Annotated in this window: 22 protein-coding genes; 15 read left to right on the forward strand and 7 right to left on the reverse strand. The window is 63.8% G+C overall.

Annotated features, from left to right (window positions below; translation table 11 throughout):
- Positions 1–64: 64 nt before the first annotated feature.
- From lysS to HWX91_RS36565, 4 genes are all read right to left on the reverse strand, one after another.
- Positions 65–1,603, reverse strand: coding sequence for a lysine--tRNA ligase (lysS, locus tag HWX91_RS36550; RefSeq protein WP_028199500.1), 1,539 nt, complete (start codon positions 1,601–1,603; stop codon positions 65–67).
- Positions 1,604–1,744: 141 nt separating this feature from the next.
- A protein-coding gene (gene prfB, locus HWX91_RS36555; protein WP_096335780.1) for a peptide chain release factor 2 occupies positions 1,745–2,849 on the reverse strand; the annotation gives its coding sequence in 2 pieces (ribosomal slippage) (positions 1,745–2,767 and positions 2,769–2,849; 1,104 coding nt in all).
- A gap of 148 nt (positions 2,850–2,997) precedes the next feature.
- Complete coding sequence (recJ, locus tag HWX91_RS36560; RefSeq protein ID WP_028199502.1) at positions 2,998–4,704, reverse strand: single-stranded-DNA-specific exonuclease RecJ; 1,707 nt, start codon at positions 4,702–4,704, stop codon at positions 2,998–3,000.
- A 52-nt stretch (positions 4,705–4,756) separates the two neighbouring features.
- A complete protein-coding gene (locus HWX91_RS36565; RefSeq protein ID WP_028199503.1) occupies positions 4,757–5,896 on the reverse strand; it encodes a hypothetical protein in 1,140 nt (379 codons plus the stop codon).
- Between the two features lie 68 nt (positions 5,897–5,964).
- On the opposite strand from HWX91_RS36565, the gene HWX91_RS36570 reads away from it, so the two are divergent.
- The 10 genes from HWX91_RS36570 to ftsB all read left to right on the forward strand — a co-directional run bounded on the left by HWX91_RS36570 (position 5,965) and on the right by ftsB (position 17,908).
- Positions 5,965–6,261 (forward strand): hypothetical protein, encoded by a 297-nt coding sequence (locus HWX91_RS36570; protein WP_028199504.1) that lies wholly within the window; start codon positions 5,965–5,967, stop codon positions 6,259–6,261.
- Positions 6,262–6,559: 298 nt separating this feature from the next.
- Entirely contained in the window at positions 6,560–7,813 is a 1,254-nt protein-coding gene (locus tag HWX91_RS36575) for a lipoprotein-releasing ABC transporter permease subunit (RefSeq protein ID WP_028199505.1), read from the forward strand.
- The gene (lolD, locus tag HWX91_RS36580; protein ID WP_028199506.1) at positions 7,806–8,549 is read left to right on the forward strand and encodes a lipoprotein-releasing ABC transporter ATP-binding protein LolD; all 744 of its coding nucleotides are present in this window, start codon (positions 7,806–7,808) and stop codon (positions 8,547–8,549) included. The genes HWX91_RS36575 and lolD overlap by 8 nt, the downstream gene beginning before the upstream one ends.
- Positions 8,550–8,598: 49 nt before the next feature.
- Complete coding sequence (locus HWX91_RS36585) at positions 8,599–9,387, forward strand: TatD family hydrolase (RefSeq protein ID WP_028199507.1); 789 nt, start codon at positions 8,599–8,601, stop codon at positions 9,385–9,387.
- Positions 9,388–9,508: 121 nt separating this feature from the next.
- On the forward strand, positions 9,509–12,229 hold the full coding sequence (locus HWX91_RS36590) for a DNA internalization-related competence protein ComEC/Rec2 (protein WP_028199508.1): 2,721 nt from the start codon (positions 9,509–9,511) through the stop codon (positions 12,227–12,229).
- Positions 12,230–12,335: 106 nt separating this feature from the next.
- Positions 12,336–13,139, forward strand: coding sequence for an alpha/beta fold hydrolase (locus tag HWX91_RS36595; protein WP_028199509.1), 804 nt, complete (start codon positions 12,336–12,338; stop codon positions 13,137–13,139).
- Positions 13,140–13,393: 254 nt separating this feature from the next.
- Positions 13,394–15,067 (forward strand): CTP synthase, encoded by a 1,674-nt coding sequence (locus HWX91_RS36600; RefSeq protein WP_028199510.1) that lies wholly within the window; start codon positions 13,394–13,396, stop codon positions 15,065–15,067.
- Positions 15,064–15,918 (forward strand): 3-deoxy-8-phosphooctulonate synthase, encoded by an 855-nt coding sequence (kdsA, locus tag HWX91_RS36605; RefSeq protein ID WP_028199511.1) that lies wholly within the window; start codon positions 15,064–15,066, stop codon positions 15,916–15,918. The genes HWX91_RS36600 and kdsA overlap by 4 nt, the downstream gene beginning before the upstream one ends.
- 164 nt (positions 15,919–16,082) lie before the next feature.
- Complete coding sequence (gene eno / locus HWX91_RS36610) at positions 16,083–17,366, forward strand: phosphopyruvate hydratase (protein WP_028199512.1); 1,284 nt, start codon at positions 16,083–16,085, stop codon at positions 17,364–17,366.
- Between the two features lie 107 nt (positions 17,367–17,473).
- The gene (ftsB, locus tag HWX91_RS36615) at positions 17,474–17,908 is read left to right on the forward strand and encodes a cell division protein FtsB (RefSeq protein ID WP_028199513.1); all 435 of its coding nucleotides are present in this window, start codon (positions 17,474–17,476) and stop codon (positions 17,906–17,908) included.
- Positions 17,909–17,965: 57 nt separating this feature from the next.
- Here ftsB and HWX91_RS36620 read toward each other — a convergent pair whose 3' ends face one another.
- From HWX91_RS36620 to HWX91_RS36630, 3 genes are all read right to left on the reverse strand, one after another.
- A complete protein-coding gene (locus tag HWX91_RS36620) occupies positions 17,966–18,346 on the reverse strand; it encodes a hypothetical protein (RefSeq protein ID WP_028199514.1) in 381 nt (126 codons plus the stop codon).
- Between the two features lie 168 nt (positions 18,347–18,514).
- Positions 18,515–19,465, reverse strand: coding sequence for an Hsp33 family molecular chaperone HslO (hslO, locus tag HWX91_RS36625; protein WP_028199515.1), 951 nt, complete (start codon positions 19,463–19,465; stop codon positions 18,515–18,517).
- A 64-nt stretch (positions 19,466–19,529) separates the two neighbouring features.
- A complete protein-coding gene (locus tag HWX91_RS36630; protein WP_028199516.1) occupies positions 19,530–20,054 on the reverse strand; it encodes a gamma carbonic anhydrase family protein in 525 nt (174 codons plus the stop codon).
- Between the two features lie 318 nt (positions 20,055–20,372).
- Between HWX91_RS36630 and HWX91_RS36635 the strand changes: the two genes are divergently transcribed.
- The 5 genes from HWX91_RS36635 to HWX91_RS36655 all read left to right on the forward strand — a co-directional run bounded on the left by HWX91_RS36635 (position 20,373) and on the right by HWX91_RS36655 (position 24,631).
- The gene (locus HWX91_RS36635) at positions 20,373–21,284 is read left to right on the forward strand and encodes a ferritin-like domain-containing protein (protein WP_028199517.1); all 912 of its coding nucleotides are present in this window, start codon (positions 20,373–20,375) and stop codon (positions 21,282–21,284) included.
- Positions 21,285–21,369: 85 nt separating this feature from the next.
- Complete coding sequence (locus HWX91_RS36640) at positions 21,370–22,254, forward strand: alpha/beta fold hydrolase (RefSeq protein WP_028199518.1); 885 nt, start codon at positions 21,370–21,372, stop codon at positions 22,252–22,254.
- A 103-nt stretch (positions 22,255–22,357) separates the two neighbouring features.
- Positions 22,358–23,188, forward strand: a complete 831-nt coding sequence (locus tag HWX91_RS36645) for a 3',5'-nucleoside bisphosphate phosphatase (RefSeq protein ID WP_028199519.1) — start codon at positions 22,358–22,360, stop codon at positions 23,186–23,188.
- Between the two features lie 97 nt (positions 23,189–23,285).
- A complete protein-coding gene (locus HWX91_RS36650; protein ID WP_028199520.1) occupies positions 23,286–23,921 on the forward strand; it encodes an L-threonylcarbamoyladenylate synthase in 636 nt (211 codons plus the stop codon).
- 47 nt (positions 23,922–23,968) lie between these two features.
- Positions 23,969–24,631, forward strand: coding sequence for a site-2 protease family protein (locus tag HWX91_RS36655; protein ID WP_028199521.1), 663 nt, complete (start codon positions 23,969–23,971; stop codon positions 24,629–24,631).
- Position 24,632: the final 1 nt, after the last annotated feature.

Raw genomic sequence — 24,632 nt, forward strand, 5'->3', positions numbered from 1 at the left:
AAAACGCCCGGTATCGAGCCGGGCGTTTCTCTTTTGCGAGCCGTTACCGCGAACGACGCGGCGATCAGTCTTCGCGGCGCAGATGCGGGAACAGGATCACGTCGCGAATGCTCGGGCTGTCGGTCAGCATCATCACCAGCCGGTCGATGCCGATGCCGCAACCGCCGGCCGGCGGCATGCCGTATTCCAGCGCGCGGATGTAGTCGGCGTCGTAGAACATCGCTTCTTCGTCGCCGGCGTCTTTCTGGTCGACCTGCTTCTTGAAGCGGGCAGCCTGGTCTTCCGGATCGTTCAGCTCGGAGAAGCCGTTGGCGATTTCACGGCCCGTGATGAACAACTCGAAGCGCTCGGTGATGCCATCGAACTTGTCCGACGCGCGCGCCAGCGGCGACACTTCGATCGGGTAATCGATGATGAAAGTCGGCTCCCACAGCTGCGATTCGGCGGTCTCTTCGAACAGCGCCAGTTGCAGTGCGCCCACGCCCGCGTTCAGGAACTGCGGCTGCGATGCATCCACGCCGAACTTCTTCAGTTCCGTGCGCAGGAATGCGTCGTCGCTGAGTTGTGCGTCCGTGTATTGTGGTGCGTATTTCTGAATCGCCTGGCTGATCGTCAGACGATGGAACGGCTTGGCCAGATCGAGTTCACGGCCCTGATAGGTGATCGTGGCGCTGCCGAGCGCGTCGACCGCCGCCTGGCGGATCAACTGCTCGGTGAAGTCCATGATCCACTTGTAATCGGTGTACGCCGCGTAGAACTCGATCATCGTGAATTCCGGATTGTGGCGTACCGACACGCCCTCATTGCGGAAGTTACGGTTGATCTCGAACACACGCTCGAAGCCGCCGACCACGAGGCGCTTCAGATACAGTTCCGGCGCGATGCGCAGGAACATCTGCATGTCGAGCGCGTTGTGGTGCGTGGTGAAGGGCTTGGCCGCCGCGCCGCCCGGAATCGGGTGCAGCATCGGCGTTTCGACTTCCATGAAATCGGCGTCCGCCATGAACTTGCGGATCGACGACATCGCCTTGGTGCGCGCGATGAAGGTCTTGCGCGTTTCCGGCGTGACGATCAGGTCGACGTAGCGCTGGCGGTACTTCATTTCCTGATCGGCGAGACCATGGAACTTGTCCGGCAGCGGGCGCAGCGACTTCGACAGCAAACGCAGCTCGGTACAGCGCACCGAGAGTTCACCCTTGTTGGTACGGAACAGCACGCCGCGCGCGGCGACGATGTCGCCCATGTCCCACTTCTTGAAGGCGTCGTACGTTTCCTGGCCGACGTCTGCGGGCGTGATGAAGAACTGGATCTGACCCGACCCGTCGCGCACGGTCGCAAAGCTTGCCTTGCCCATCACGCGCTTGAGCATCATGCGGCCGGCGATCGCGACTTCGAGCGGATTGGCTTCGAGTGCTTCCTTGTCGGTTCCGGCGTACTGCGTTTGCAGATCTTCGGCGTGATGCGTGGGGCGGAAATCGTTCGGATAGGCGACGCCTTGCTCACGCAGCTCGCGCAGCTTTTCGCGGCGTTCGGCCATGATCTTGTTGTCGTCTACCTCGGGCGCGACATTCTGGGCCGCATTAGGCTGGGTCGGTTCGGTCATGATGGTTTGGTATTCGGTGGCCCGCACCAGGATGGTCCGCATGCGGGTGGCCAGTCAGTAAAAACCTCAGGCGCTATAACAAAGATGCACAAGATGCAAAGATACGGCGCGGCGCTGTCAGGCATGCCGCGCCGGTTGCGCTTAGACGCCCTGTTTCAGGCTCGCGCTGATGAACGGGTCGAGGTCGCCGTCGAGCACGCTCTTGGTATTGCTGATTTCGACGTTGGTGCGCAGGTCCTTGATACGGCTGTTGTCCAGCACGTACGAGCGGATCTGATGACCCCAGCCCACATCGGTCTTGCCGGCTTCGAGCTTGTCCTGCTCTTCCTGACGTTTGCGGATTTCCGCTTCGTACAGGCGCGATTTCAGCATGGCCATGGCTTCGGCACGGTTGCGGTGCTGCGAACGGTCGTTCTGGCACTGCACGACGATGCCCGACGGAATGTGCGTAATCCGCACGGCCGAATCGGTCTTGTTGATGTGCTGACCGCCCGCGCCGGACGCGCGGTAGGTGTCGATACGCAGATCGGCCGGGTTGATGTCGACTTCGATCGAATCGTCGATTTCCGGGTACACGAACACCGACGAGAACGACGTATGGCGGCCGCCCGACGAATCGAACGGCGACTTGCGCACGAGGCGGTGCACGCCGGTTTCGGTACGCAGAAAGCCGTACGCGTATTCGCCTTCGATCTTGATCGTGGCGTTCTTGATGCCCGCGACGTCGCCGTCGGTCTGTTCCAGCACTTCGGTCTTGAAGCCCTTGCGCTCGCAGTAGCGCAGGTACTGGCGCAGCAGCATGGACGCCCAGTCGCACGCCTCGGTGCCGCCGGCGCCGGCCTGGATGTCCAGGAAGGCGTTGTTCGGATCGGCTGGATTCGCGAACATACGGCGGAATTCCATGTCCGCCACGCGTTGTTCGATGCCTTGCGCGTCTGCTTCGCAGGCGATGAGGGTTTCCTCGTCGCCTTCTTCGCGGGCCATGTCGAACAGGTCCTGCGCGTCGCGCAGGTCGTTATCGAGCGACGTGAGTTTGCCGACGGTGTCGTCGAGCAGCTTCTTTTCCCGGCCGAGGGCCTGGGCGTGCTTCGAGTCGTTCCAGACGTCCGGGTCTTCGAGTTCCCGGTTGACTTCGATTAGACGCAGTGCTTTGTCGTCGTAGTCAAAGATACCCCCGTAGCGAGTCCGCGCGCGTGCGCAGGTCCGCCAGTGAGGCTTCGATCGCGTTGAGACGTTCCGCTTCCATGTCGATCTTTTATAGCTTCGTAAAAAGGAGAAATTATAGCCGATCGGCGCCCCGCGCCGGAGGCTCTTGAGCGATCCGGCGCGGGTTTGGGACTGATTTTGCGGTGATTTTTGGCGCTTGTCGCGCGCTTCGCGACCCGCGGGCCGTTTCAGCTCGCCGCGTGCTCGACGATCAATTGCACCCGCGACACGCCATTCCACGTGTCGCTCGCCAGACGGTAGGCGACGGTGGTCCGCGCGGGCAGCGTGTCGGTGTGATTGAACCAGATCGCGTTGAAGCGCTGACGGCCGCGCACCAGTTGCAGTTTCAGATGTTTGTCTTTGACCAGCGCCTGCGACGCGATGTCGAATTCGCCGGAAAACACCGGAGCCGGAAAACCCTGGCCCCACACGGCGGCGTCGAGCATTTCGACGAATTGCGGCGTGAAATAGGCGTCTTCGAGTTCGCCGTCGGTTTCGACCGTGCGCGACAACGCCTCTTCGGAGAGCCATTCGCGGCCCACCGCCTCGAACGCGGCGGTGAAGCGCGGCACGTCGGCCGCGGCGATCGTCAGGCCCGCGGCCATCGCGTGGCCGCCAAATTTGACGATCAGGCCCGGCTCGCGCTTCGAGATCAGATCGAGCGCGTCACGCAGGTGGAAGCCCGGAATCGAACGGCCCGAGCCTTTGACGAGCTGGCCGCTGTCGTCGGCGAGCGCGAAGGTGAACGACGGCCGGTGGAATTTCTCCTTCAGCCGTCCGGCGACGATACCGATCACACCTTGATGCCAGCTCGGGTTGAACAGCGTGATGGTGCTCGCGCCCTCCGGATCGATTGCCGACAGGTCTTCCAGCGCCTGCTGCTGCATGCCGGCTTCGATTTCGCGGCGCTCGCGGTTCATCGTGTCGAGTTGTTGCGCGAGATCCCATGCGCGGCCGATGTCGTCGGTGGTCAGGCACTCGATGCCGAGCGACATATCCGACAGGCGGCCGGCCGCATTCAGGCGCGGGCCGAGCGCGAACCCGAGGTCGAAACCCGACGCGCTGCGAGCGTCGCGTGCGGCGGCGCGGAACAGGGCGGCGATGCCCGGTTGCATCTTGCCTTTGCGAATCCGCTGCAAGCCCTGCGCGACCAGCACGCGGTTATTGCCGTCGAGCTTGACCACGTCGGCGACCGTGCCGAGCGCGACCAGATCGAGCAGGCCGTCCAGACGAGGTTCGGGGAAATCGTCGCTGAAAGCGCCGCGGCGGCGCAATTCCGCGCGCAACGCCAGCAGCACATAAAACATCACGCCGACCCCGGCGATGCACTTGCTCGGAAACGTGCAGCCCGGCTGGTTTGGATTGACGATGGCGCGGGCAGCCGGCAGTTCGTCGCCGGGGAGGTGATGGTCGGTGACCAGCACGTCGATGCCGAGCGCATTGGCCGCTTCCACGCCGTCGACGCTGGCGATGCCGTTATCGACTGTAATCAGCAGTTCCGGCTTGCCCGACGCGCTGCGGGCGGCCAGCGCCACGATCTCGGGCGTGAGGCCATAGCCGTACTCGAAGCGGTTCGGCACCAGATACTCGATCCGGCCGCCGAACATGCGCAGGCCGCGCACCGCGACCGCGCAGGCGGTAGCGCCGTCGCAGTCGTAGTCGGCTACGACCAGCATGCGGCGCTGGTTCTGGATCGCATCGGCGAGCAGCACCGCCGCGTCTTCGCAGCCCTTGAGCGCCGCAGGCGGCACGAGCCGCGCGAGGCCGGTTTCGATTTCGTCGGGCATGCACACGCCGCGCGCGGCATACAGGCGCGCGAGCACCGGATGCAGGCCGTGGCGGGTGAGGATTTCGGCGTCGACAGGTGACGCGGCGCGCGTAACGATTCGAGTCATTCGGAAAGGCCGTGGGTCATTCGATGTTTCATTCGGTGGATCATTCGGTGTGTCATTCGATAAACAGCGAGGCGAACACGCGCCGCCGCCAGAATTTGCGCAGGTCGCCGCGTGTCACCGTGAGCGTCACCGAGCCGGTGTCACCGCATAGCGTCATGCCGAGTTCATCGAGCCGGCCCGCTTGCAGCGCGGCCAACGCCGGTTCGAACCAGTCGGTTTGCAACGCGGCGAAGGCGTCGTTCCAGCGTGCCCAGTCCTGCTCGATGTAGGGTGCGGAGAACGGATCGAGTTCGACCAGCGTAGTGCCGTTGGCATGGGCATTCGTGCCGGCGGACGCGCCGGCTTGCGTGCCGCCCGCAGCGCCACGCGCTGTCAGTGCGGCGAAGGACGCCGGCGGTGCGCCGGTCTCGACGCCTGCGGTCATCGCGAGACCGCGCGTGGCTGCCGCGTCGGACAATACCCGCGCGAACGGGCTCGTCACTGCCTGCGCCGTTCCCTGCGCGTGAAACCAGATCGAGTTGACGGCCGGCAGACCACGCGCCTCGCGCGCTTCGTTGACCGGATGCTCGAACCACGCCATTTGCACTTCGTTCTGCAATTTCATCCAGGCGCGCGAGCGCTCGCCGGAATGCGCTTCGTGCGGCAGCCAGATTTCGATGTTGCGACCGCTCGCACGCAACGGCGACGCCCCCGCCAGCGTGCCGAAACCGTCTCCCGACAAGTACCAGCGCGCGGGCCTGGGCGCTTCGATCCGCACGCCGAGTTCTTCGATCAAGGGCCGGGCGACCGCCAGCAGGACGCTGGCTTCGTCGTCGGATAGCTCGAGCGAGGCCGGATCGATCAGCACCAGATGGTCATGCGCGATGCGCACGTGCACCGGTTGCACGCAGGCCCACGTGGCGTTGCCGGGGTCGCCGCCGTCGGCACGCAGCATATACGGCGCGAGCGGTGCTTCATCGGCGGCCGCCGCGCCGCCCGGCAGTGCGCCGAACTGGCGCGCCACCCAGCGCTCATGCGGCAGCGTGCGCTGAAAATCTTCGCCGATCACCCGTTCGACCAGCGTCGCGCGCGCGATCAGCCGGTCGAGGGCCGGACTTCGGATGTCGTGTAGAGCGGTGGAGGCGTCCGCTGCGGCGGGCAGCGCGAAGGGCAGGAGAAGATGAAGACGGTTGGCGTGCATGATGCTGCGCATTGTAGGGCAAAGAGTGCGAGTATTCAGACCATATCGGCGGATTCGGGCAGCGTGCCCGGATCCCGCCGATGGCAGCAGCCGAGCGCGGCGGCACCGCGCCCATGACGCCGGAGACCGACATGTCGCGTGAACTGAAAACCGAGCAGGAGTTGCTGGAACTGGTCGTGAAAGCGCTCGACGCCAATCCGGCCACGGCCGGCTGGATTCCAACCGGGTTCCACGAGACCGTCGACGACGAAGACGGTTGCAACTGGGATATCACCCATCTGCATCGGGACCGCAAGGACGCGGAACTGCGCGACATGGCGGTCAGCCAGGCGGCCGGGATCATCAATGGGCTGAGGAGCCGCTACAACCTGCGTTAGGGGCGGGGCCGCGCGCCCCGTGCACCGGGTCATTGCGCGAATGCGCGGCATTGTATGGCAAACTTCGCGCTTGATTGACGGCGGTAGCAGCAGCGACGGGGCGCCGGCTTCGGCGGCGCGGGGGTTTGCGAGGGGCGCGCCGGACGGCACCGGAACGTTTTACCGGAACCATCCGGGTTGCCGCGACACCAATAGATCACGACGCTCAGGCCGCATGACAGGCGCGACGGAGGCAGGTTGGCGCCGTCGTGTGCAGCAGAAGGCCGGAAGCAGACGAAGAACGCAGAAAAGGATTCGCTTGAAATTTCCCTACGAATGGCAGATTGGCTGGCGCTACACCCGCGCCGGCAAACGCACGACCGGTAACGGCTTCATTTCCTTCATCGCACTCGTGTCGATGTCGGGCATCGCGCTCGGCGTCGCGGCGCTGATCGTCGTGTTGTCCGTGATGAACGGTTTCCAGAAAGAGGTGCGCGACCGGATGCTGTCGGTGCTGGCGCACGTCGAGATCTTTTCGCCGACCGGTTCGATGCCCAACTGGCAACTGACCGCCCAGGAAGCGCGCCAGAACAAGGAAGTGATCGGCGCGGCGCCGTACGTCGACGCGCAGGCGCTGCTCACGCGCCAGGACGCCGTGAGCGGCGTGGCACTGCGCGGCGTCGAACCGTCGCTGGAACCTGAAGTGTCCGATATCGGCAAGGAAATGAAGGGCGGCAAGCTGACCGACCTCGTGCCGGGCGACTTCGGTATCGTGCTGGGGGCGGACCTCGCCTCCAATCTCGGCGTGACGGTCAACGACAAGATCACGCTGGTCGCGCCCGAAGGCACCATCACGCCCGCCGGCATGCTGCCACGGCTGAAACAGTTCACGGTGGTGGGCATCTTCGAGTCCGGGCATTACGAGTACGACAGCACGCTCGCGCTGATCAACATCAAGGACGCCGAGGCGCTGTTCCGGCTGTCCGCGCCGACGGGAGTGCGGCTGCGCGTCACCGACATGCAGCGCGCGCCGGAGGTCGCGCATCAGTTGGCGCGCACGTTGTCGGGCGATCTGTATATCCGCGACTGGACCCAGCAGAACAAGACGTGGTTCTCGGCGGTGCAGATCGAAAAACGCATGATGTTCATCATCCTCACGCTGATCATCGCGGTGGCGGCGTTCAATCTGGTGTCGTCGCTGGTAATGACTGTGACCAACAAACAGGCTGACATCGCGATTCTGCGCACGCTCGGCGCGCAGCCCGGCTCGATCATGAAGATTTTCGTGGTGCAGGGCGTGACGATCGGCTTTATCGGCACGGCGACCGGCGTGGCGCTCGGTTGCCTGATTGCGTGGAGCATTCCGTGGCTCGTGCCGATGATCGAGCATCTGCTCGGTGTGCAGTTCCTGCCGCCGTCGGTGTATTTCATCAGCGAACTGCCGTCCGAACTGATTCCCGCCGACGTGGCGCGGATCGGCATCATCGCGTTCCTGATGTCGGCGCTGGCGACCCTTTATCCGAGCTGGCGTGGTGCGAAAGTCCGTCCTGCGGAGGCACTGCGCTATGAATGACCGTTCCACTAGCGTATCCATGGTTTCTGGCGACAACGCGTTGCATCCCTATGTGCTGGAAGCAACCGGCATTTCGAAGTCGTTCGTGCAGGGCGGTCTCAATGTGCAGGTGCTCAACAACGCGCAATTGAGCGTGCGGCGCGGTGAAAAGCTGGCGATCGTCGGCGCGTCGGGTTCCGGCAAGAGCACGCTGCTGCATGTGCTCGGCGGGCTCGACGATCCGAGCGCGGGTCATGTCTCGGTGATGGGCAAGCCGTTTACGAAACTCTCCGAGCGCAAACGTAACGACCTGCGCAATCGCGCGCTCGGTTTCGTGTACCAGTTTCACCATCTGTTGCCGGAATTCACCGCGCTCGACAATGTCGCGATGCCGCTGCGGATTCGCCGCATGACCACCGAAGCCGCGCGGCGCGAGGCGCTCGCGGTGCTGGAACGGGTCGGCATGGGGCATCGCGCGAAGCATCGTCCAGGTGAGCTGTCGGGCGGCGAGCGTCAGCGCGTGGCCATCGCCCGGGCGCTGGTGACCAAGCCCGCTTGCGTGCTCGCCGACGAACCCACGGGCAATCTGGACGGCGGCACGGCCGACACGGTCTTCAACCTGATGCTCGAACTTTCGCAAACACTCGACACCAGCTTCGTGATCGTCACGCACGATCCGGAGCTGGCCGGACGTTGCGACCGGATCATGCGGCTGCGCGACGGCGTCTTGCACGAAGAGCCACCCGTGCCGGTTTAAGCGCCGCGCACAACGCGAGCGAGGCTCTGCCGCTAACGAGGAGCGCGCCATGTGGATCGATACGCACTGCCATCTCGACGCTTCCGAATTCAACGCCGACCGCGAGGCGGTCGCCGATGCGGCGCGTCAGGCCGGTGTCGGGCGTATCGTGATTCCGGCGATCGGCCGCGAGAACTTTACGGCGGTGCGTGAGCTCGCGCACCGTATCGACGGCGGCGCGTATGCGCTCGGCATTCATCCGCTCTTCACGCCGGGTGCGCAGGAGAGCGATCTCGAACTGCTGCGCATGGAAATCGAGGCGAGTCTCGACGATCCACGGTTTGTCGGCATAGGCGAAATCGGCCTCGACTATTTCGTCGAGGGTCTCGACGATGCGCGCCAGCAGTTCTTCTACAACGGTCAACTTCAACTGGCGCGCGAATTCGATCTGCCGGTGATTTGCCACGTGCGCAAATCGCAGGATCAGGTGATCAAAGGGCTGCGGCGGCATCAGATTCATCGCGGCATCGCGCACGCCTTCAACGGTAGTTTTCAGCAGGCCGAGGCGTATATCGACCAGGGCATGCATCTCGGTTTTGGCGGCAATCTGACCTTCGAGCGGGCGCGGCAAATCCGGCGCCTGGCGGAACAGCTGCCGTTCGAGGCGCTGGTCGTCGAGACCGACGCGCCGGACATCGCCCCATCCTGGATCTACAAACAGCGCAACTCGCCGGATCAGATTCCGGCTATCGGCGCGGGCCTCGCGCAACTGCGCGGCATGAGCGCCGACGAAGCCGCCCTAGGCACAACGGCTAACGCGCTCGCCGCGCTGCCGCGGCTGGCACTTTCCTCTGCATAATTGAACGCGATGGTCTGAGTGGTTCGCGTCGGGCGGAACACATGCCCGGCGGGTCTGCTGACGTCTGTTCGCTGAGCGTCATGTGGTCAGGCGAAGGCTGAACGGATGGCGCGGAGGGCGGATGCGGGCATGGTGGTGCGGGTTTGCGTTGGGGGTGATTGGGCTGCAGCGGCAGGCGGCATTGCCGGATTGGCGTGGGTGGTGTGCGCTGCTTTCCCTTGGGTGCGTTGCGATTCTGGTCGCGGTGTGGGGCTTGCGCTGGCCGGTTTCAGTAGCCGCCGATGCGCATGCGGCTGCCGCTGCCGCGAAATCATCCATTGGCCGTGCCTTGTCCGGCACGCGCGCTCGTTCTTGCGTCGGCTGGGGCGCGCTGTGGATCGCGGCTCTTTGTGTGGGTTTCGGCTATGCCGCCTGGCGTGCGGAAGTCCGGCTCGCGGTGAGCTTGCCGAACGCCTGGGAAGGGCGCGACATCGAGGTTGTAGGCAGTATCAAGGGACTGCCGTCACGCGACGATAAGGGTGCGCGCTTCCTTTTTGAAGTCGAGTCGGCGAATGCGCCGATCGCCGCTTTTCCGCGCGTGCTTCAACTCTCGTGGATTGCCGCAGATGCGCCTGCGCCGCCGCTCGAACCGGGCACGCGCTGGCGTCTGACGGTGCGGCTCAAACGCCCGCATGGCAATGCGAACTTCGGCGTGCGCGATGTGGAAGCCAGTTTGCTGGCGCGCAATGTGCGCGCCACCGGCTATGTGAGCGCGCCGGCTCAAGCTGTGCGCCTGCATGGCATGTCGCGTGGCATAAGCGTGACGGTCGATCGCTGGCGCGCCGCGCTGCGTGCGCGCATTGACAGCGTGCTCGCCGACGCGGCGCATCGCGGGATCGTGGTGGCGCTCGCCATCGGCGCGCAGGACGAAGTCAGCCCGTCCGACTGGCTGTTGATGCGCGGCACGGGCACCAGTCATCTGGTGGCGATCTCGGGTTTGCACATCGGCTTTGCCGCCGGCCTCGCGGCGTGGCTCACCGGGGCAGTGTGGCGGCGCTCGGGATTCGTCGGCCGCAACTGGCCGCTGCTGCTGCCCGCGCAGGTTGTCGCGGTGATGGGTGGCGCGTTGTTCGCCGGGCTGCATGCAGCCTTGGCGGGTTTCAACGTGCCGGCCCAGCGCGCGCTGTGGATGGCGGGGGTGGTGGCGCTCGCCTTTATCAGCGGGCGCAACCTCGCGCGATCGGTGGTGCTGGCGTGGGCGTTGGGCCTCGTGCTGCTGATCGATCCGTGGGCCGTGGTGGCGGCGGGATTCTGGCTGTCGTTCTGCGCGGTGGCGGCGATTCTGTTCGCGATGTCGGGACGGCCGCGGGTGCAGGACCACGAGCAGCGCCGCGACGAAGAGAGTGAAGGCAGCGTGACGCCAACGAGATTTGCGCGCCTGTGGTCTGTCGTATGCCGCCGCGCCCGGGCTTTCGGCGAACGGGCGCGCGGTGCCGCGCATGTGCAGTTCGCGGTGACCGTCGCGCTTGCACCGCTCACCGTCTATTGGTTCGCCCAGATTCCGTTGATCGGCCCGCTCGCGAATGCCTTCGCGATTCCGTGGGTGAGTCTGCTGGTGACGCCGGCCGTATTGGCAGGCGTCGTGTTGCCCGCGCCGTTCGACGCCTACGCTTTTCGCGCCGCGCACAGCTTGCTCGACCTGCTGGCGACAGGCCTGCAAATGCTGTCCGGTCCGGCATGGACGCTTTGGCGGCTGCCCCAGCCGGACCCATGGGCGCTCACCGCGGCGGCGCTTGGCGTTTGCTGGTGTCTGGCGCCGCGTGGCTGGCCGCTGCGCTGGGCCGCACCGATCACGTGGCTGCCGCTGCTGATGCCGGCGCCAGCCGGGCCGCCGCACGGCAGCTTTCGCCTGACGGCGCTGGATATCGGTCAAGGCACCTCGGTGCTGGTCGAAACCGCGCATCACACGCTGTTATTCGACGCCGGACCGGGACCGGAATCGACGCATGCGGGTGAACGGGTTGTCGTGCCGTTTTTGCAGGCACACGGCGTTAGAGCGCTCGATACACTGCTTATCAGCCATGCCGATTCCGACCATTCGGGCGGCGCGCCGGCTGTACTGGAGGCGATCGAGGTACGTCAAATGATGGCGGCATTGGCGCCCGCCAATCCGTTGTGGTCGAACGCGAGGGAGCGCGGCGCGGCTACGTTGCCCTGTGCGGCTGGCCAGCGTTGGCAATGGGACGGCGTGGAGTTCGCGATACTGTGGCCGGATGCCGGACCGCTGCAAGGCAAGCCGAATGCCCATTGCTGCGTGTTGCGGGTGAGTACGGCGCCGGCCCGCACGAATCTGCCGACCGCGGCGAGCCCGCCGGCCGCTAATGTTCAAACCGTGGCGCCGCGCATGGCCGCCTTGCTGGCGGCTGATATCGAAGCGCCGGTCGAACGCATGCTGCTCGCCCGCGATCGCGACGCGTTGCGCGCCCAGGTGCTGGTCGTGCCGCATCACGGGAGCAAGACCTCGTCGACTGAGCCGTTCCTCGACTCTATCGACCCGCTCATCGCGCTATTTCAGGTAGGCTATCGCAACCGGTTTCATCATCCGAATGCAGGTGTGTTCGAGCGTTACAAGGCTCGGCATATCGAGCTTGCACGCAGCGATGCGGACGGTGCGGTGCGGGTTGACGTCAATCCGAACATCAACCCCGACATCGACCCGACCATCGAACCAGGCGCCGGGCCGAAGGCCAGCGAGGGACTTGATTCCGCAGTCGCCGAAGGAGTCGATCCGGGCCTTGGCGCCGCCACCCTGACGCTCGAGCGCTATCGCGACACGCAGCACCGCTACTGGATGGATCGCTGATGGATTGCCGGCCGCACGAAGAGAATAAATGCGCCGCCGGGCCGGAGTCTGAACCAAGAGTCAGGCGCGGGGCCCAGGCGCCGAAACAGAACGGAGAGTGCCGCAGTTGAAAAACATCATCCACTTCTCGCATGCGAACGGGTTCCCGGCGTCGACTTACCGAACGATCTTCGCCGAGCTCGCCGACGACTACGAACTGCGCTCGATCGAGCGCATCGGTCACGACGCGCGTTATCCGGTCACGCAGGACTGGCCGCATCTGGTCGAGCAGTTGCTCGACGACGTGGGCCGGTGTTACGAGCAGCCGGTGTGGCTGGTCGGCCATTCGCTGGGCGGCTATCTGTCGCTGATGGCGGCGCTGAAAAAGCCGCAGTGGGTGAGAGGCGTGATCATGCTCGATTCGCCCGTGATCGCGGGTTGGCGCAGCAGCATGCTGCGAGTGTCGCAATGGACGGGACTCGACGAACGCCTGTCGCCCGCGGCGGCCACCCGCTCGCGCCGTACGCAGTGGGCAAGCCGAGAGGAGGCGTGGCGGCACTTTCATTCGAAACCGGCGTTCGCGCGTTGGGACGAGCGCATGCTGTCGGACTACATCGACTTCGGCATCCCGCAGAGCTCGCCGGACGGAGGCCGCTCGCTTGCATTCGACCGGCGCACCGAATATCAGATCTACAAGACCTTGCCGCATACGCTTGGGCCTCGCCTCGCGCGTGGCGCGCCGGTGCCGGTGGGCTTCATCGCCGGTACGCGGTCAAAGGAAGTGCGCCAGGCGGGGCTGGACGCCACCCGCCGCGCAACCGGCGGGCATGTGGAATGGATCGAAGGCAGCCATTTGTATCCAATGGAAAAACCGCTCGAAACCGCGCGTGCGGTGCAGCGGATGTTGCGCGAACTGGAGCGGCGCGCCTAAGGCCGTGACGGGCACCGCGCGCGAGGCGGCGTCCGCGTTCACCGGCGTGGTAGCCTGTTCACAAGAGGCGTGACCGCAGACGCGAGCGCGGCGCGGTCCGCTAAAGCGCTTCACCGGCGCCGCGAAAACGGTGCATGATCGACGAACGGCGATTGCCATCGCCGCGGCATACTTTCGTGCGGATGTCGCCAGGAATTCGCTGGGTTGAGACCCTGCTTTACGGTATAATCCGTTTTTCCCGCGAGCATCCAGCGATGACCAAATATGTTTTCGTCACCGGCGGCGTAGTATCTTCCCTCGGCAAGGGTATTGCCGCCGCTTCCCTCGCCGCGATCCTCGAATCGCGCGGTCTTAAAGTCACCCTCCTCAAGCTCGATCCCTACATCAATGTCGACCCCGGCACGATGAGCCCGTTTCAACACGGCGAAGTGTTCGTGACGGAAGACGGAGCGGAGACTGACCTTGACCTTGGCCACTATGAGCGCTTCATCAGCACGAAGATGCGCAAGGCCAATAACTTCACCACAGGCCAGATTTACGAATCGGTGATCCGCAAGGAACGCCGTGGCGATTATCTCGGCAAGACGGTGCAGGTCATTCCGCACATCACCAACGAAATCCAGGCGTTCATCGAACGCGGCGCGGCTTCCGCTACGTGCGGTGAGCCGGACGTCGCCATCGTCGAAGTGGGCGGCACCGTAGGCGATATCGAATCGCTGCCGTTCCTCGAGGCCGCGCGTCAGATGAGTCTTCGCATGGGCCGCAACAGCGCGTGCTTCGTGCACCTCACGCTGGTGCCCTGGGTCGCGACCGCGGGCGAGCTGAAAACCAAGCCGACCCAGCACAGCGTGCAGAAACTGCGTGAAATCGGTATCTCGCCGCACGTGCTGCTGTGCCGCGCCGACCGCCGCATTCCGGACGACGAGCGCGCGAAGATCTCGATGTTCTCTAACGTGCCGGAAGACGCGGTGATTTCCGTGTGGGACGCCGACAGCATCTACAAGATTCCGCAGATGCTGCACGACCAGGGTCTTGACGCGATCATCTGCGAAGAGCTCAAGCTCACGCCGAAGGCCGCCGATCTGTCGATGTGGGCGAATCTCGTCGAAAAACTCGAGCATCCGAAGCACGAAGTCACGATCGGCATGGTCGGCAAGTATGTCGATCTGACCGAGTCGTACAAGTCGCTGATCGAAGCGCTGCGCCATGCGTCGATGCATACGTCGACCAAGGTCAACATCGAGTACATCGATTCGGAAGAGATCGAGACGCAAGGCGTCGAGAGCCTCAAGCATCTGGATGCCGTGCTCGTGCCGGGTGGCTTCGGCCGTCGCGGCACTGAAGGCAAGATTGCCGCGATCCGCTATGCACGCGAAGCGAAGGTGCCGTATCTCGGCATCTGCCTCGGCATGCAACTGGCCGTGATCGAATTCGCCCGCGACGTGGTCGGCCTGAAAGACGCGAACAGCACCGAGTTCGATCCGGAAACCGAGAACCGCGTGGTTGCGCTGATCACCGAGTGGTACGACCGTGAAGGCCGGGTCGAGAAGCGTACCGAAGAATCGGATCTGGGCGGCACGATGCGCCTGGGTTCACAACGTTGCCCGATCAAGCCCGGCACGATGGCCGAAGAGATCTATGGCAAGGATGTGAACGAACGCCATCGTCACCGTTATGAGGTCAATAACCGTTTCGTGCCCCAGCTCGAAGCCGGTGGCCTTATCATCAGCGCCCGTACCCCGAGTGAAGATCTGCCGGAAATGATGGAATTGCCGCGCAGCATGCACCCGTGGTTTGTCGGCGTGCAGTTCCACCCGGAATTCACGTCCACGCCGCGCGACGGCCATCCGTTGTTCAAGTCGTTCGTCGAAGCGGCGCTCGCGCACCAGCAGCCGCGCACGACGGCGGAAGTCGGGGAGAAAGCATGAAGCTGGGCGATTTCGAAATCGGGCTCGACAAGCCGTTTTTCCTGATCGCAGGCACCTGTGTTGTCGAATCGGAGCAGATGACGATCGATACGGCAGGCCAGCTGAAAGAAATCTGCGCGAAACTGAACATTCCGTTCATCTACAAATCGTCATACGACAAAGCCAACCGCAGCAGCGGCAAGTCGTTTCGCGGTCTGGGCATGGACGAAGGTTTGCGCATTCTGTCGGAAGTGAAGCGTCAGCTTGGTCTGCCGGTGCTGACGGATGTGCACGCGGAGCATGAGATCGAGCAGGTTGCGTCGGTGGTCGACGTTCTGCAAACGCCTGCTTTCCTGTGCCGTCAAACTGACTTCATTCAGGCTTGTGCGCGTTCGGGCAAACCGGTCAACATCAAGAAAGGCCAGTTTCTCGCACCGCATGACATGACGAATGTGATCGACAAGGCGCGTGATGCGGCGCGTGAAGCGGGGCTTTCGGAAGACCGCTTCATGGCGTGCGAGCGCGGCGTGTCGTTCGGTTATAACAACCTGGTTTCTGACATGCGATCGCTTGCGATCATGCGCGAAACCAAGGCGCCGGTCGTGTTCGACGCTACCCACTCGGTGCAGTTGCCGGGCGGGCAGGGCACGAGTTCGGGCGGCCAGCGCGAATTCGTGCCGGTGCTGGCGCGTGCCGCGGTAGCCGTCGGCGTGTCGGGTCTCTTCATGGAAACCCATCCGAAGCCTTCGGAAGCCAAGTCGGACGGCCCGAACGCGGTACCGTTGCATCGCATGGCCGAGCTGCTCGAAACGCTTGTTACGCTCGATCGGGCGGTCAAGCGCGCGCCGTTCCTCGAAAGCGATTTCAACTGATTCAGGCATTCACCGCGTGTCACGATGGGCTTGCATAATCGGTGCGCGGCGAATGCACGCAATGGTCGTCGAAAGCATCAGGGCGCCAGTAGTTTGCCGGGGAGACCGGCGGTGTCCGGTGCAGTTTCACAGTAAAGAATTCAACGTCATTTCTTGAGGAAACCATGAGTGCTATCGTAGATATCATCGGTCGAGAGATTCTCGATTCGCGAGGCAACCCCACCGTCGAATGCGACGTGCTGCTCGAATCGGGCACGATGGGCCGCGCTGCGGTGCCGTCGGGCGCGTCGACGGGTTCGCGTGAAGCGATCGAGCTGCGCGACGGCGAAGCCGGCCGTTACGGCGGCAAGGGCGTGCTGAAGGCCGTCGAGCACATCAACACCGAAATCTCCGAAGCGATCATGGGCCTCGACGCTTCCGAGCAGGCTTTCCTCGACAAGACCCTGCTGGAACTCGACGGCACCGACAACAAGTCGCGCCTCGGTGCGAACGCGATGCTGGCTGTTTCGATGGCCGTCGCGAAGGCCGCGGCTGAAGAAGCCGGCCTGCCGCTGTATCGCTACTTCGGCGGTTCGGGCGCGATGCAACTGCCGGTGCCGATGATGAACATCGTCAACGGTGGCGCGCACGCGAACAACAGCCTGGACATCCAGGAATTCATGATCGTGCCGGTCAGCCAGCCGACCTTCCGCGAAGCACTGCGCTGCGGCGCCGAAGTGTTCCACGCGCTGAAGAAGATCCTGTCGGACCGCGGCATGAGCACGGCGGTGGGCGACGAAGGCGGCTTCGCGCCGAACTTCGGCAGCAACGAAGAATGCCTGTCGACCATTCTGCAAGCCATTGAAAAGGCCGGCTACCGCGCGGGCGAAGACGTGCTGCTCGCGCTCGACTGCGCGGCCAGCGAGTTCTATCACGACGGCAAGTACCAGTTGGCGGGCGAAGGCCTGCAACTGTCGTCCACGGAATTCGCCGACTACCTGGCGAACCTGGCCGACAAGTTCCCAATCGTCTCGATCGAAGACGGCATGCACGAAAGCGACTGGGCAGGCTGGAAGACACTGACCGACAAGCTCGGCAAGAAGGTGCAACTGGTGGGCGACGACCTGTTCGTCACCAACACGCGCATCCTGAAGGAAGGCATTGAGAAGGGCATCGCCAACTCGATCCTGATCAAGATCAACCAGATCGGTACGCTGACGGAAACCTTCGCGGCGATCGAAATGGCGAAGCGTGCCGGCTACACGGCCGTGATCTCGCACCGCTCGGGCGAAACCGAAGATTCGACGATTGCGGACATCGCAGTCGGCCTGAACGCCGGTCAGATCAAGACGGGTTCGCTGTCGCGCTCGGATCGTATCTCGAAATACAACCAGTTGCTGCGTATCGAGGAAGACCTCGGCGATATCGCCAGCTATCCGGGCAAGTCGGCGTTCTACAATCTGCGCTAATGGTCCTGCTGCTAGCGCCGACCAATGAGCCGGTTATCCTTCGTTTCTGATTGACCCCGCCGCCCTGCGTATAGCGCAGGGCGGCGTGTATTTATTGTGCTTACTTCATGCGGCTTGTCACTGCTGTCCTGATCGTTCTACTGGCGCTGATCCAGTACCCGCTCTGGTGGGGGCACGGCGGTTGGTTGCGCGTGCATGAGTTGCAGCAGCAACTGGCGCAGCAACTGCAGAAGAACGCCGATTCGAAGCTGCGCAACGAGCGCATTCAGGGCGAAGTGCAGGATCTGCAGAACGGCACGGCCGCGGTGGAAGAGCGGGCGCGCTACGAAATGGGCATGGTGAAAGACGGCGAGGTATTCGTGCAGTTCGTTTCGCCGAACGCCCCTTTGCCAACTACCAATACTTCTTCAGCGACCACCTCTACGCGTGGTGAGGTGTCGGCGGCGCCGCTGCATGTGGTGCCCAATCCGGAGTCGCGCGCGAAACCGGATCGAAAGCATGCCGGTAAGGCCGCGGTCAAAGATAAGAAGGCCACGCACTGAGCGTGGCGCCAGGCCTTATCGCTCGCGGCGCTCCTGTTCGGGAGTCTCCGCTTCGACCTACCAGCCCCAGTACGGCGAATAACCAAATCCGACGCCCGTACCCCAGCCGTGCCCCCAACCGCCGCCGTAGTAACCGCCGTACACGTTGACGGGCGGCGAGTAGTAACGTGCATACGCCTGAGCCGCGTTGTCGGCGGCAATCGCCTGATTCTGCTCGGCCATCACCTGACGGTCGATCGCATCATAGCGCTCACGTTCTTCGGGCGTGAGCGGCTGCGCGGTGCTGGCCATGCCCGACTGGTCGGCCGGCAACCGGCTATAAATCGGCGACGGTCCCGGCGGGTCCATCACGCAGCCCGTCAGCGCGGCGCCGGCGGCAATGGCTGCCAGCACGGCGAATGTGCGCATGCAGTGCTTTAGCGATGTATTGATGTTCATTTTGATCTCCATCGGTCGGATGCCTAAGCAAAACATGCGCAACGCGCACCGCCGACGATCCAACGCAACGCTCAACGATAACGCGCCGCCGGCGCCTCGAAAAGGCACTTGGCGACGTGTCATTTTACTGCGGTAATCGGGGGCGTAATAAGCCGTCGCCGGGCCGTTTCAGTGCCGCTGGCTGGCGGCCGGCGTCACACCTTGTGAGAGCGCGTCGGCGACAAAAAGTTGCGCCACGTCGACCGGGTCGAACTCATAACGCTGGTTGCAGAATTCGCAATGAATCTCGACGTGGCCACGCTCTTCGATTACGCCGTCCACTTCTTCGCGGCCCAGCATTTTCAGCATGGCGCCGACTTTCTCGCGCGAACAGCTGCACTCGAAGCGCGCCGTGGCCGGCTCGAAATGCTGGACGTTTTCCTGCCAGAACAGGCGGCGGAAAATCGTAGCCGGCTCTTCTTTCAGCAGTTCGTCTTGCGACATCGTGCCGCCGAGCGTGCAAACGCGCTCCCACGTATCCGCATCCAGCTCGCCCGGATGCGGGACGATGCCGCCGTCGCCGGGCAGCTTCTGCAACAGCATGCCGACCGCGCGTTCGGTGTTCGCCGCGAGCCACAGGCGCGTGTCGAGCTGCTCGGAGTGATGCATGTAGTGTTCGAGCACTTCGGACATCGACTTGAGCGGGCCGTCCACGCCCGACAGCGGCACGATACTTTGATACGGCTGCTGGCCGGGCTGCTTCTCGCGCGGGTCGAGCGTGATCACACAGCGGCCGTGGCCGCTCGCGTTGACGAGATCGATCATGGAAGTGGTGTCGTCGATCGTACTGCCCGCTTCGCCGGAGAGCTTGGCGGTGGCGCGCATCGACAGGTCGGAGCTGCATTGCACCACCAGCATCTTCGCCGGCCCGTCGCCGAAAATCTGCATGACGAGCGTGCCGTCAAACTTGAGGTTCGCCGAAAGCAGCGCGCACGCAGCCATCATCTCGCCCAGAATCGTCCGCACGGGCGCCGGATAGTCCCGGCGCGTCAGCACTTCCTGCCACGTATTGCGCAGCGAAACGATCTCGCCGCGCACCGGCGCCGCGCTGAACATGAATTTTTGCAACTGGTCGCTCACAACTTTTCCTCGGTCGAATGACGCAGCCTGATGCTGCGCCGTGCGCGCCGCGCGCTCCGGCTGGTTAGCCGATGCGCACGAGCTGCGCCTTGAAATATTCGCGGCGCTCGGCATAGCTTGCCGTGCCGCGCTGCATATTGGCGATATCCGTCTCGGTCAGTTCGCGCACCACTTTGGCGGGCGCGCCGAGAATCAGCGAATTGTCGGGAAACACCTTGCCTTCCGTGACGATGGCGCCCGCTCCAACCAGACAGTTGCGGCCGATTACCGCACCATTCAAGACCACCGCCTGAATTCCGATCAGCGAGCCTTCCTTGATCGTGCAGCCGTGCAACATGACCTGGTGGCCGATCGTTACATTCGGCTCGATCGTCAGCGGGAAGCCCGGATCGGTATGGAGCACCGCGTTTTCCTGGACGTTGCTGCCCGCGCCAACGGTAATCGGTTCGTTGTCGCCGCGAATCGTCGCGCCGAACCAGACGCTCGAATTTTCTTCCAGCGTTACCTTGCCGATGATGTTCGCCGAATCGGCGACGAACACGCTTTCATGGATGGTCGGGGCTGCTTCGCCAAGCTTGTAAATTGTCACGGTGTCTCCTCTTGATCGGTCGCCAGGTGCTGCACGGGTTGGCTCGGGGCGAACGGGCCACGAACGGGCTGCCTCGGGGCTGCAAAACTGGGCTGCAAAACGCTCGAGAATGCCCGAAAGGTCGCGATGGAGCGGGTTGCCCTGCCGGACCTGCGCAACAGGCACGCGAGATGGTCGAATCGAGTATTGTAAACGGTTGTGTGCTTAGGCCGCTTGGCGGTGCTGCAAGCGGTCCTGCGCCCAGCTTTGGCGAACGCCGTGCCGCCTGGTTTTGCCTTTCGCCGCGCCTTTTGCCGTGCTCTTTGCCAACCTGTCGCCATGAATTCCGCTATTCCGTCTCGTTCGCCCGCTGCGCCAGTATCGAATCCTGAAAGTACTTTGAATCTTGCGAATTGCGCGCGTACGGCGGCACTGGCGACATTGCGCGAAATCGATCCGGCAACCAAGGCGGACGCGGCCCGTGCGCTATACGCCGCAGTGCTCGAGGGCCGCCTCGCCTGTCCCGCCGACCTCGAACTCGCCGAGCCGCCGGACTTGCCCGGTCGTCCCGCGCGCCCCGAACTGGTCGACCCGCGCAAGCTGAAGCGCCGCAGCATGCAATCGCCCGAAGGACGGGCCGTCCTGCTGCACGCGCTGGCGCATATCGAATTCAATGCCATCAACCTCGCGCTCGACGCCGTCTGGCGCTTTGCCGGCATGCCCGCCGCGTTCTATACAGACTGGCTCAAGGTTGCCGCGGAAGAGGCTCATCATTTCTCGCTGCTGGTCGCGCGGCTGGCGGAATTCGGCCATGCCTACGGTGATTTTCCCGCCCACGACGGCCTCTGGGATATGTGCGAGCGCACCCGTGCCGACGTGCTGGCGCGCATGGCGCTGGTGCCGCGCACCCTCGAGGCGCGTGGCCTCGATGCCTCGCCGCCCATCCGCGCCCGTCTGCAACAGGCGGGCGATCACGCGTCGGCGGCGATTCTCGATGTGATCCTGGGCGACGAAATCGGCCACGTGCTGATCGGCAACCGCTGGTTTCGGCATCTGTGCGACAAGAGCGGTGTCGATCCGCATACCACCTACACGCGCCTCGCCGAGCAGTATCACGCACCGAAATTACGGGGTCCGTTCAATTTTGAGGCACGCCGCGATGCCGGTTTTGATGAGACGGAACTGGCTGCGCTGGTCGCTCTGGCGGGCCTCGACGCGGAGCCCTCCGTCCCGCCGGCCGCGCCCGACTGAAGCCTTTTTCCACACTCAGCCCCCGCGCATCGTCGGGTTATCTCGTTATAATCGAACGACCATTCTTTTTTCGGGCGCGCCGTTCATGAATACCTCCAGGTCTGAATTCGTCGCCGTGCGCGGCATCCGTCTGCACGTGCGGCGCTGGGGCAACCCCGACGCGCCGATGCTGTTCATGCTGCACGGCTGGATGGACGTGGCGGCGTCGTTCCAGTTCGTCGTCGACGCATTGGGCGGCGACTGGCAGGTGATCGCGCCCGATATGCGCGGCTTCGGCCTGTCGGACTGGCCGGTCGCCGAGCGCGGCGGCGGCAACTACTGGATTCAGGACTACCTGGCCGATCTCGATGCGCTGCTCGACCACTATGCACCGACCGGCGAAGTGAATCTGGTCGGCCACAGCATGGGCGCGAACATCGTCTGTCTGTATGCCGGCGTGCGGCCGGAACGGGTGCGGCGCGTGGTCGATCTGGAGGGCTTCGGTCTGGCGCCGTCGCACTCGGCGCAGGCACCCAAACGTCTGCGCAACTGGCTCGACGAATTGCGCGATCCGCCGCAACTGAAGCGCTACGCGTCGCTGGACGAGGTCGCGGGGCGCCTGATCAAGACCAATCCGCGCCTCCCTTTACCGCGTGCGCAGTTCCTTGCGCAGCATTGGTCCAGGCCGGACGGAGAAGGGCGCTTCATGCTGCTCGCCGATCCGGCGCACAAACTGCGCGGACCGACGCTGTACCGGCTCGACGAAGTGATGGCGGTGTGGCGCAAGGTCGCCGCCAAGGTGCTGCACGTCGAGGCCGCGAATTCGCCCACGCTTGCCCAGATCGCCGGCGAGATTCCACTCGATGAATTCAAGGCGCGTTTCCAGGCGTTTCCGAACTGGCGCGAAAAGATCATCGACGAAGCCGGACACATGGTGCATCACGATCAGCCGGAGCAGGTGGCCGCATTGATCGAGGGTTTCTGCGCCTGAAGCTTGCAAAAAGGTTTCGGTGCGAGGTCCGCTTTCGCGAGATAGCGCTGCGGTCATTTACTGCGTTGCAGTAAAATGAACGCAGAACCTTCTCAAGACAAAGATGAACGCCGACCTCCACTGTCACTCCACCGTTTCCGATGGCCAGTTCGCCCCGGCCGATGTCGCGCGCCGCGCGCACGCGGGCGGCGTGACGCTGTGGGCGCTGACCGATCACGACGAGCTGGGCGGCCAGCACGAAGCGCGCAGCGCCGCGGAGGCGCTCGGCATGGCTTACGTGAGTGGCGTGGAAATCTCGGTGACATGGGCTTCGCGCACGGTGCACATTGTCGGGCTCGGCATCGATCCAACCAGTTCGATCCTGATCGACGGCCTCGCGCGTACCCGCAACGGCCGCGCGGCGCGCGCCGAAGCAATCGGCGAACAGCTGGCCACGCTCGGCATTCCCGACGCCTATCAGGGCGCGCTCAAATACGTATCGAATCCGGACATGATTTCGCGCACGCACTTTGCGCGTTTCATGGTCGAAAGCGGCTACGCGAGCTCGACGCAGGACGTGTTCAATCGCTATCTCGGCGACGGCAAGCCTGGCTATGTGTCACATCGGTGGGCGAAACTGGCGGATGCGGTCGGCTGGATTCAGGCGGCCGGCGGCGAGGCGATCGTCGCGCACCCGGGTCGCTACGCCTACTCGCCGCTGGAGTTCGACGCGTTTTTCGCTGAATTCATCGACCTGGGCGGTAAAGCCATCGAAGTGGTGACGGGCAGTCACACGCCGGATCAGTACCGCGAATATGCGGATGTCGCGCGCCGTTATGGCTTCGAAGCCTCGCGCGGTTCCGACTTCCATGCACCCGGTGAAGGCCGCATCGAGCTCGGCACGCTGCCGCAACTGCCTTCCGATCTCAAGCCTGTTTGGGAACGCTGGTTGTGATCGCGCGCCGCGCCACGGCGGCACGATACGCGCGAAAGCCCTTGTTCGACGGGCTTGCGTTCACCCGATTTTCCTTCCGTAGTCACCGTTAGCCAAAATGTCCCAATACTTTCGGCTTCATCCGGATAACCCGCAGCCGCGCCTCGTCAAGCAGGCCGTGCAGATCATCAACGATGGCGGCGTCGTCGCGTTGCCGACCGATTCGAGCTACGCGCTCGCCTGTCATCTCGACGACAAGGACGCGGTCGAGCGTTTGCGGCGGATTCGCGGGCTCGACGAGAAGGCGCTGCTGTCGCTGCTGGTGCGCGATCTGTCGGAGCTGGCGAACTTCGCGATGGTCGATAACCGTCAGTACCGTTTGATCAAATCGGTCACGCCGGGCCCCTATGTGTTCGTCCTGCAGGCTACCAAGGAGGTGCCACGGCGCCTGTCGCATCCGTCGCGCAAGACGATCGGCCTGCGGGTGCCTGAGCACGCCATCACACTGGCGATTCTCGAAGAGCTGGGGCAGCCGTTGATCGGTTCCACGCTGATCATGCCGGGTGAAACGCAGCCGCTGAACGATCCGGAAGAGATTCGCGAGCGGCTCGAGAAACAGCTGGATCTCGTGATCGACGGCGGCCCGTGCGTGTGCGAGCCATCTACCGTGATCGATCTGAGCGGCGCCGAGCCAGTGCTGGTGCGGGCGGGGCGCGGTTCGCTCGCGCCGTTCGGTCTCGAAGAGACGGCATGAGCGAAAGCGGACAGACGCACGCAGTCGCGTTGTTACAATAGCGAGTTATGGATTCTTCCCTGATACAGACCATTGCGGTTTACGCGTTGCCGGTGATTTTCGCGATCACGCTGCATGAAGCCGCGCATGGCTACGTCGCGCGCTGGCTCGGCGACAATACCGCGTACGTGCTCGGCCGCGTCTCCCTCAATCCGATGCGCCATATCGATCCGCTCGGCACGATCGCGATTCCCTTGCTGCTGTACTTCGCCACCAGCGGCGCGTTCATGTTCGGTTACGCGAAGCCCGTGCCGGTCGCCTTCGGCAATCTGCGCAATCCGCGTTGGGGCAGTCTGTGGGTCGCGGCCGCCGGGCCGGCCTGCAATTTCGTGCAGGCGCTGGTGTGGGGCCTCGTCGGCGTCGCGCTTGCTGTAATGGGCGTCGACGAACCTTTCTTCACACGTATGGCGGCCGCCGGCGTCGGCGTGAACCTCGTGCTTGGCGTACTCAATCTGTTCCCGTTGCCGCCGCTCGACGGCGGCCGCGTGCTGATGGCGCTGTTGCCGCCGCGGCAGTCGATCACGCTGTCGCGCCTCGAGCCGTACGGTTTTTTCATCGTCATGGCGCTGGTCATGACGGGCACGCTCACGCGTTATTGGCTCAGCCCGCTCGTCACGCTCGGCTATGGTGCGATCACCGCAATTCTGACTCCACTTGTTTCGCTTTTCTAAA

Source organism: Paraburkholderia fungorum (assembly GCF_902833645.1).
GTDB lineage: Bacteria > Pseudomonadota > Gammaproteobacteria > Burkholderiales > Burkholderiaceae > Paraburkholderia > Paraburkholderia fungorum.

Bases quoted from the DNA above. Each gene is read 5' to 3' on its own strand.
- lysS (WP_028199500.1), bottom strand. From the start codon at position 1,603: ATGACCGAACCGACCCAGCCTAATGCGGCCCAGAATGTCGCGCCCGAG.
- HWX91_RS36620 (WP_028199514.1), bottom strand. From the start codon at position 18,346: ATGAACATCAATACATCGCTAAAGCACTGCATGCGCACATTCGCCGTG.
- HWX91_RS36655 (WP_028199521.1), top strand. From the start codon at position 23,969: ATGGATTCTTCCCTGATACAGACCATTGCGGTTTACGCGTTGCCGGTG.
- lolD (WP_028199506.1), top strand. From the start codon at position 7,806: ATGAATGACCGTTCCACTAGCGTATCCATGGTTTCTGGCGACAACGCG.
- kdsA (WP_028199511.1), top strand. From the start codon at position 15,064: ATGAAGCTGGGCGATTTCGAAATCGGGCTCGACAAGCCGTTTTTCCTG.
- HWX91_RS36600 (WP_028199510.1), top strand. From the start codon at position 13,394: ATGACCAAATATGTTTTCGTCACCGGCGGCGTAGTATCTTCCCTCGGC.
- HWX91_RS36590 (WP_028199508.1), top strand. From the start codon at position 9,509: ATGCGGGCATGGTGGTGCGGGTTTGCGTTGGGGGTGATTGGGCTGCAG.
- recJ (WP_028199502.1), bottom strand. From the start codon at position 4,704: ATGACTCGAATCGTTACGCGCGCCGCGTCACCTGTCGACGCCGAAATC.
- HWX91_RS36635 (WP_028199517.1), top strand. From the start codon at position 20,373: ATGAATTCCGCTATTCCGTCTCGTTCGCCCGCTGCGCCAGTATCGAAT.
- eno (WP_028199512.1), top strand. From the start codon at position 16,083: ATGAGTGCTATCGTAGATATCATCGGTCGAGAGATTCTCGATTCGCGA.
- HWX91_RS36650 (WP_028199520.1), top strand. From the start codon at position 23,286: ATGTCCCAATACTTTCGGCTTCATCCGGATAACCCGCAGCCGCGCCTC.
- HWX91_RS36585 (WP_028199507.1), top strand. From the start codon at position 8,599: ATGTGGATCGATACGCACTGCCATCTCGACGCTTCCGAATTCAACGCC.
- HWX91_RS36570 (WP_028199504.1), top strand. From the start codon at position 5,965: ATGGCAGCAGCCGAGCGCGGCGGCACCGCGCCCATGACGCCGGAGACC.
- HWX91_RS36565 (WP_028199503.1), bottom strand. From the start codon at position 5,896: ATGCGCAGCATCATGCACGCCAACCGTCTTCATCTTCTCCTGCCCTTC.
- HWX91_RS36645 (WP_028199519.1), top strand. From the start codon at position 22,358: ATGAACGCCGACCTCCACTGTCACTCCACCGTTTCCGATGGCCAGTTC.
- HWX91_RS36640 (WP_028199518.1), top strand. From the start codon at position 21,370: ATGAATACCTCCAGGTCTGAATTCGTCGCCGTGCGCGGCATCCGTCTG.
- ftsB (WP_028199513.1), top strand. From the start codon at position 17,474: ATGCGGCTTGTCACTGCTGTCCTGATCGTTCTACTGGCGCTGATCCAG.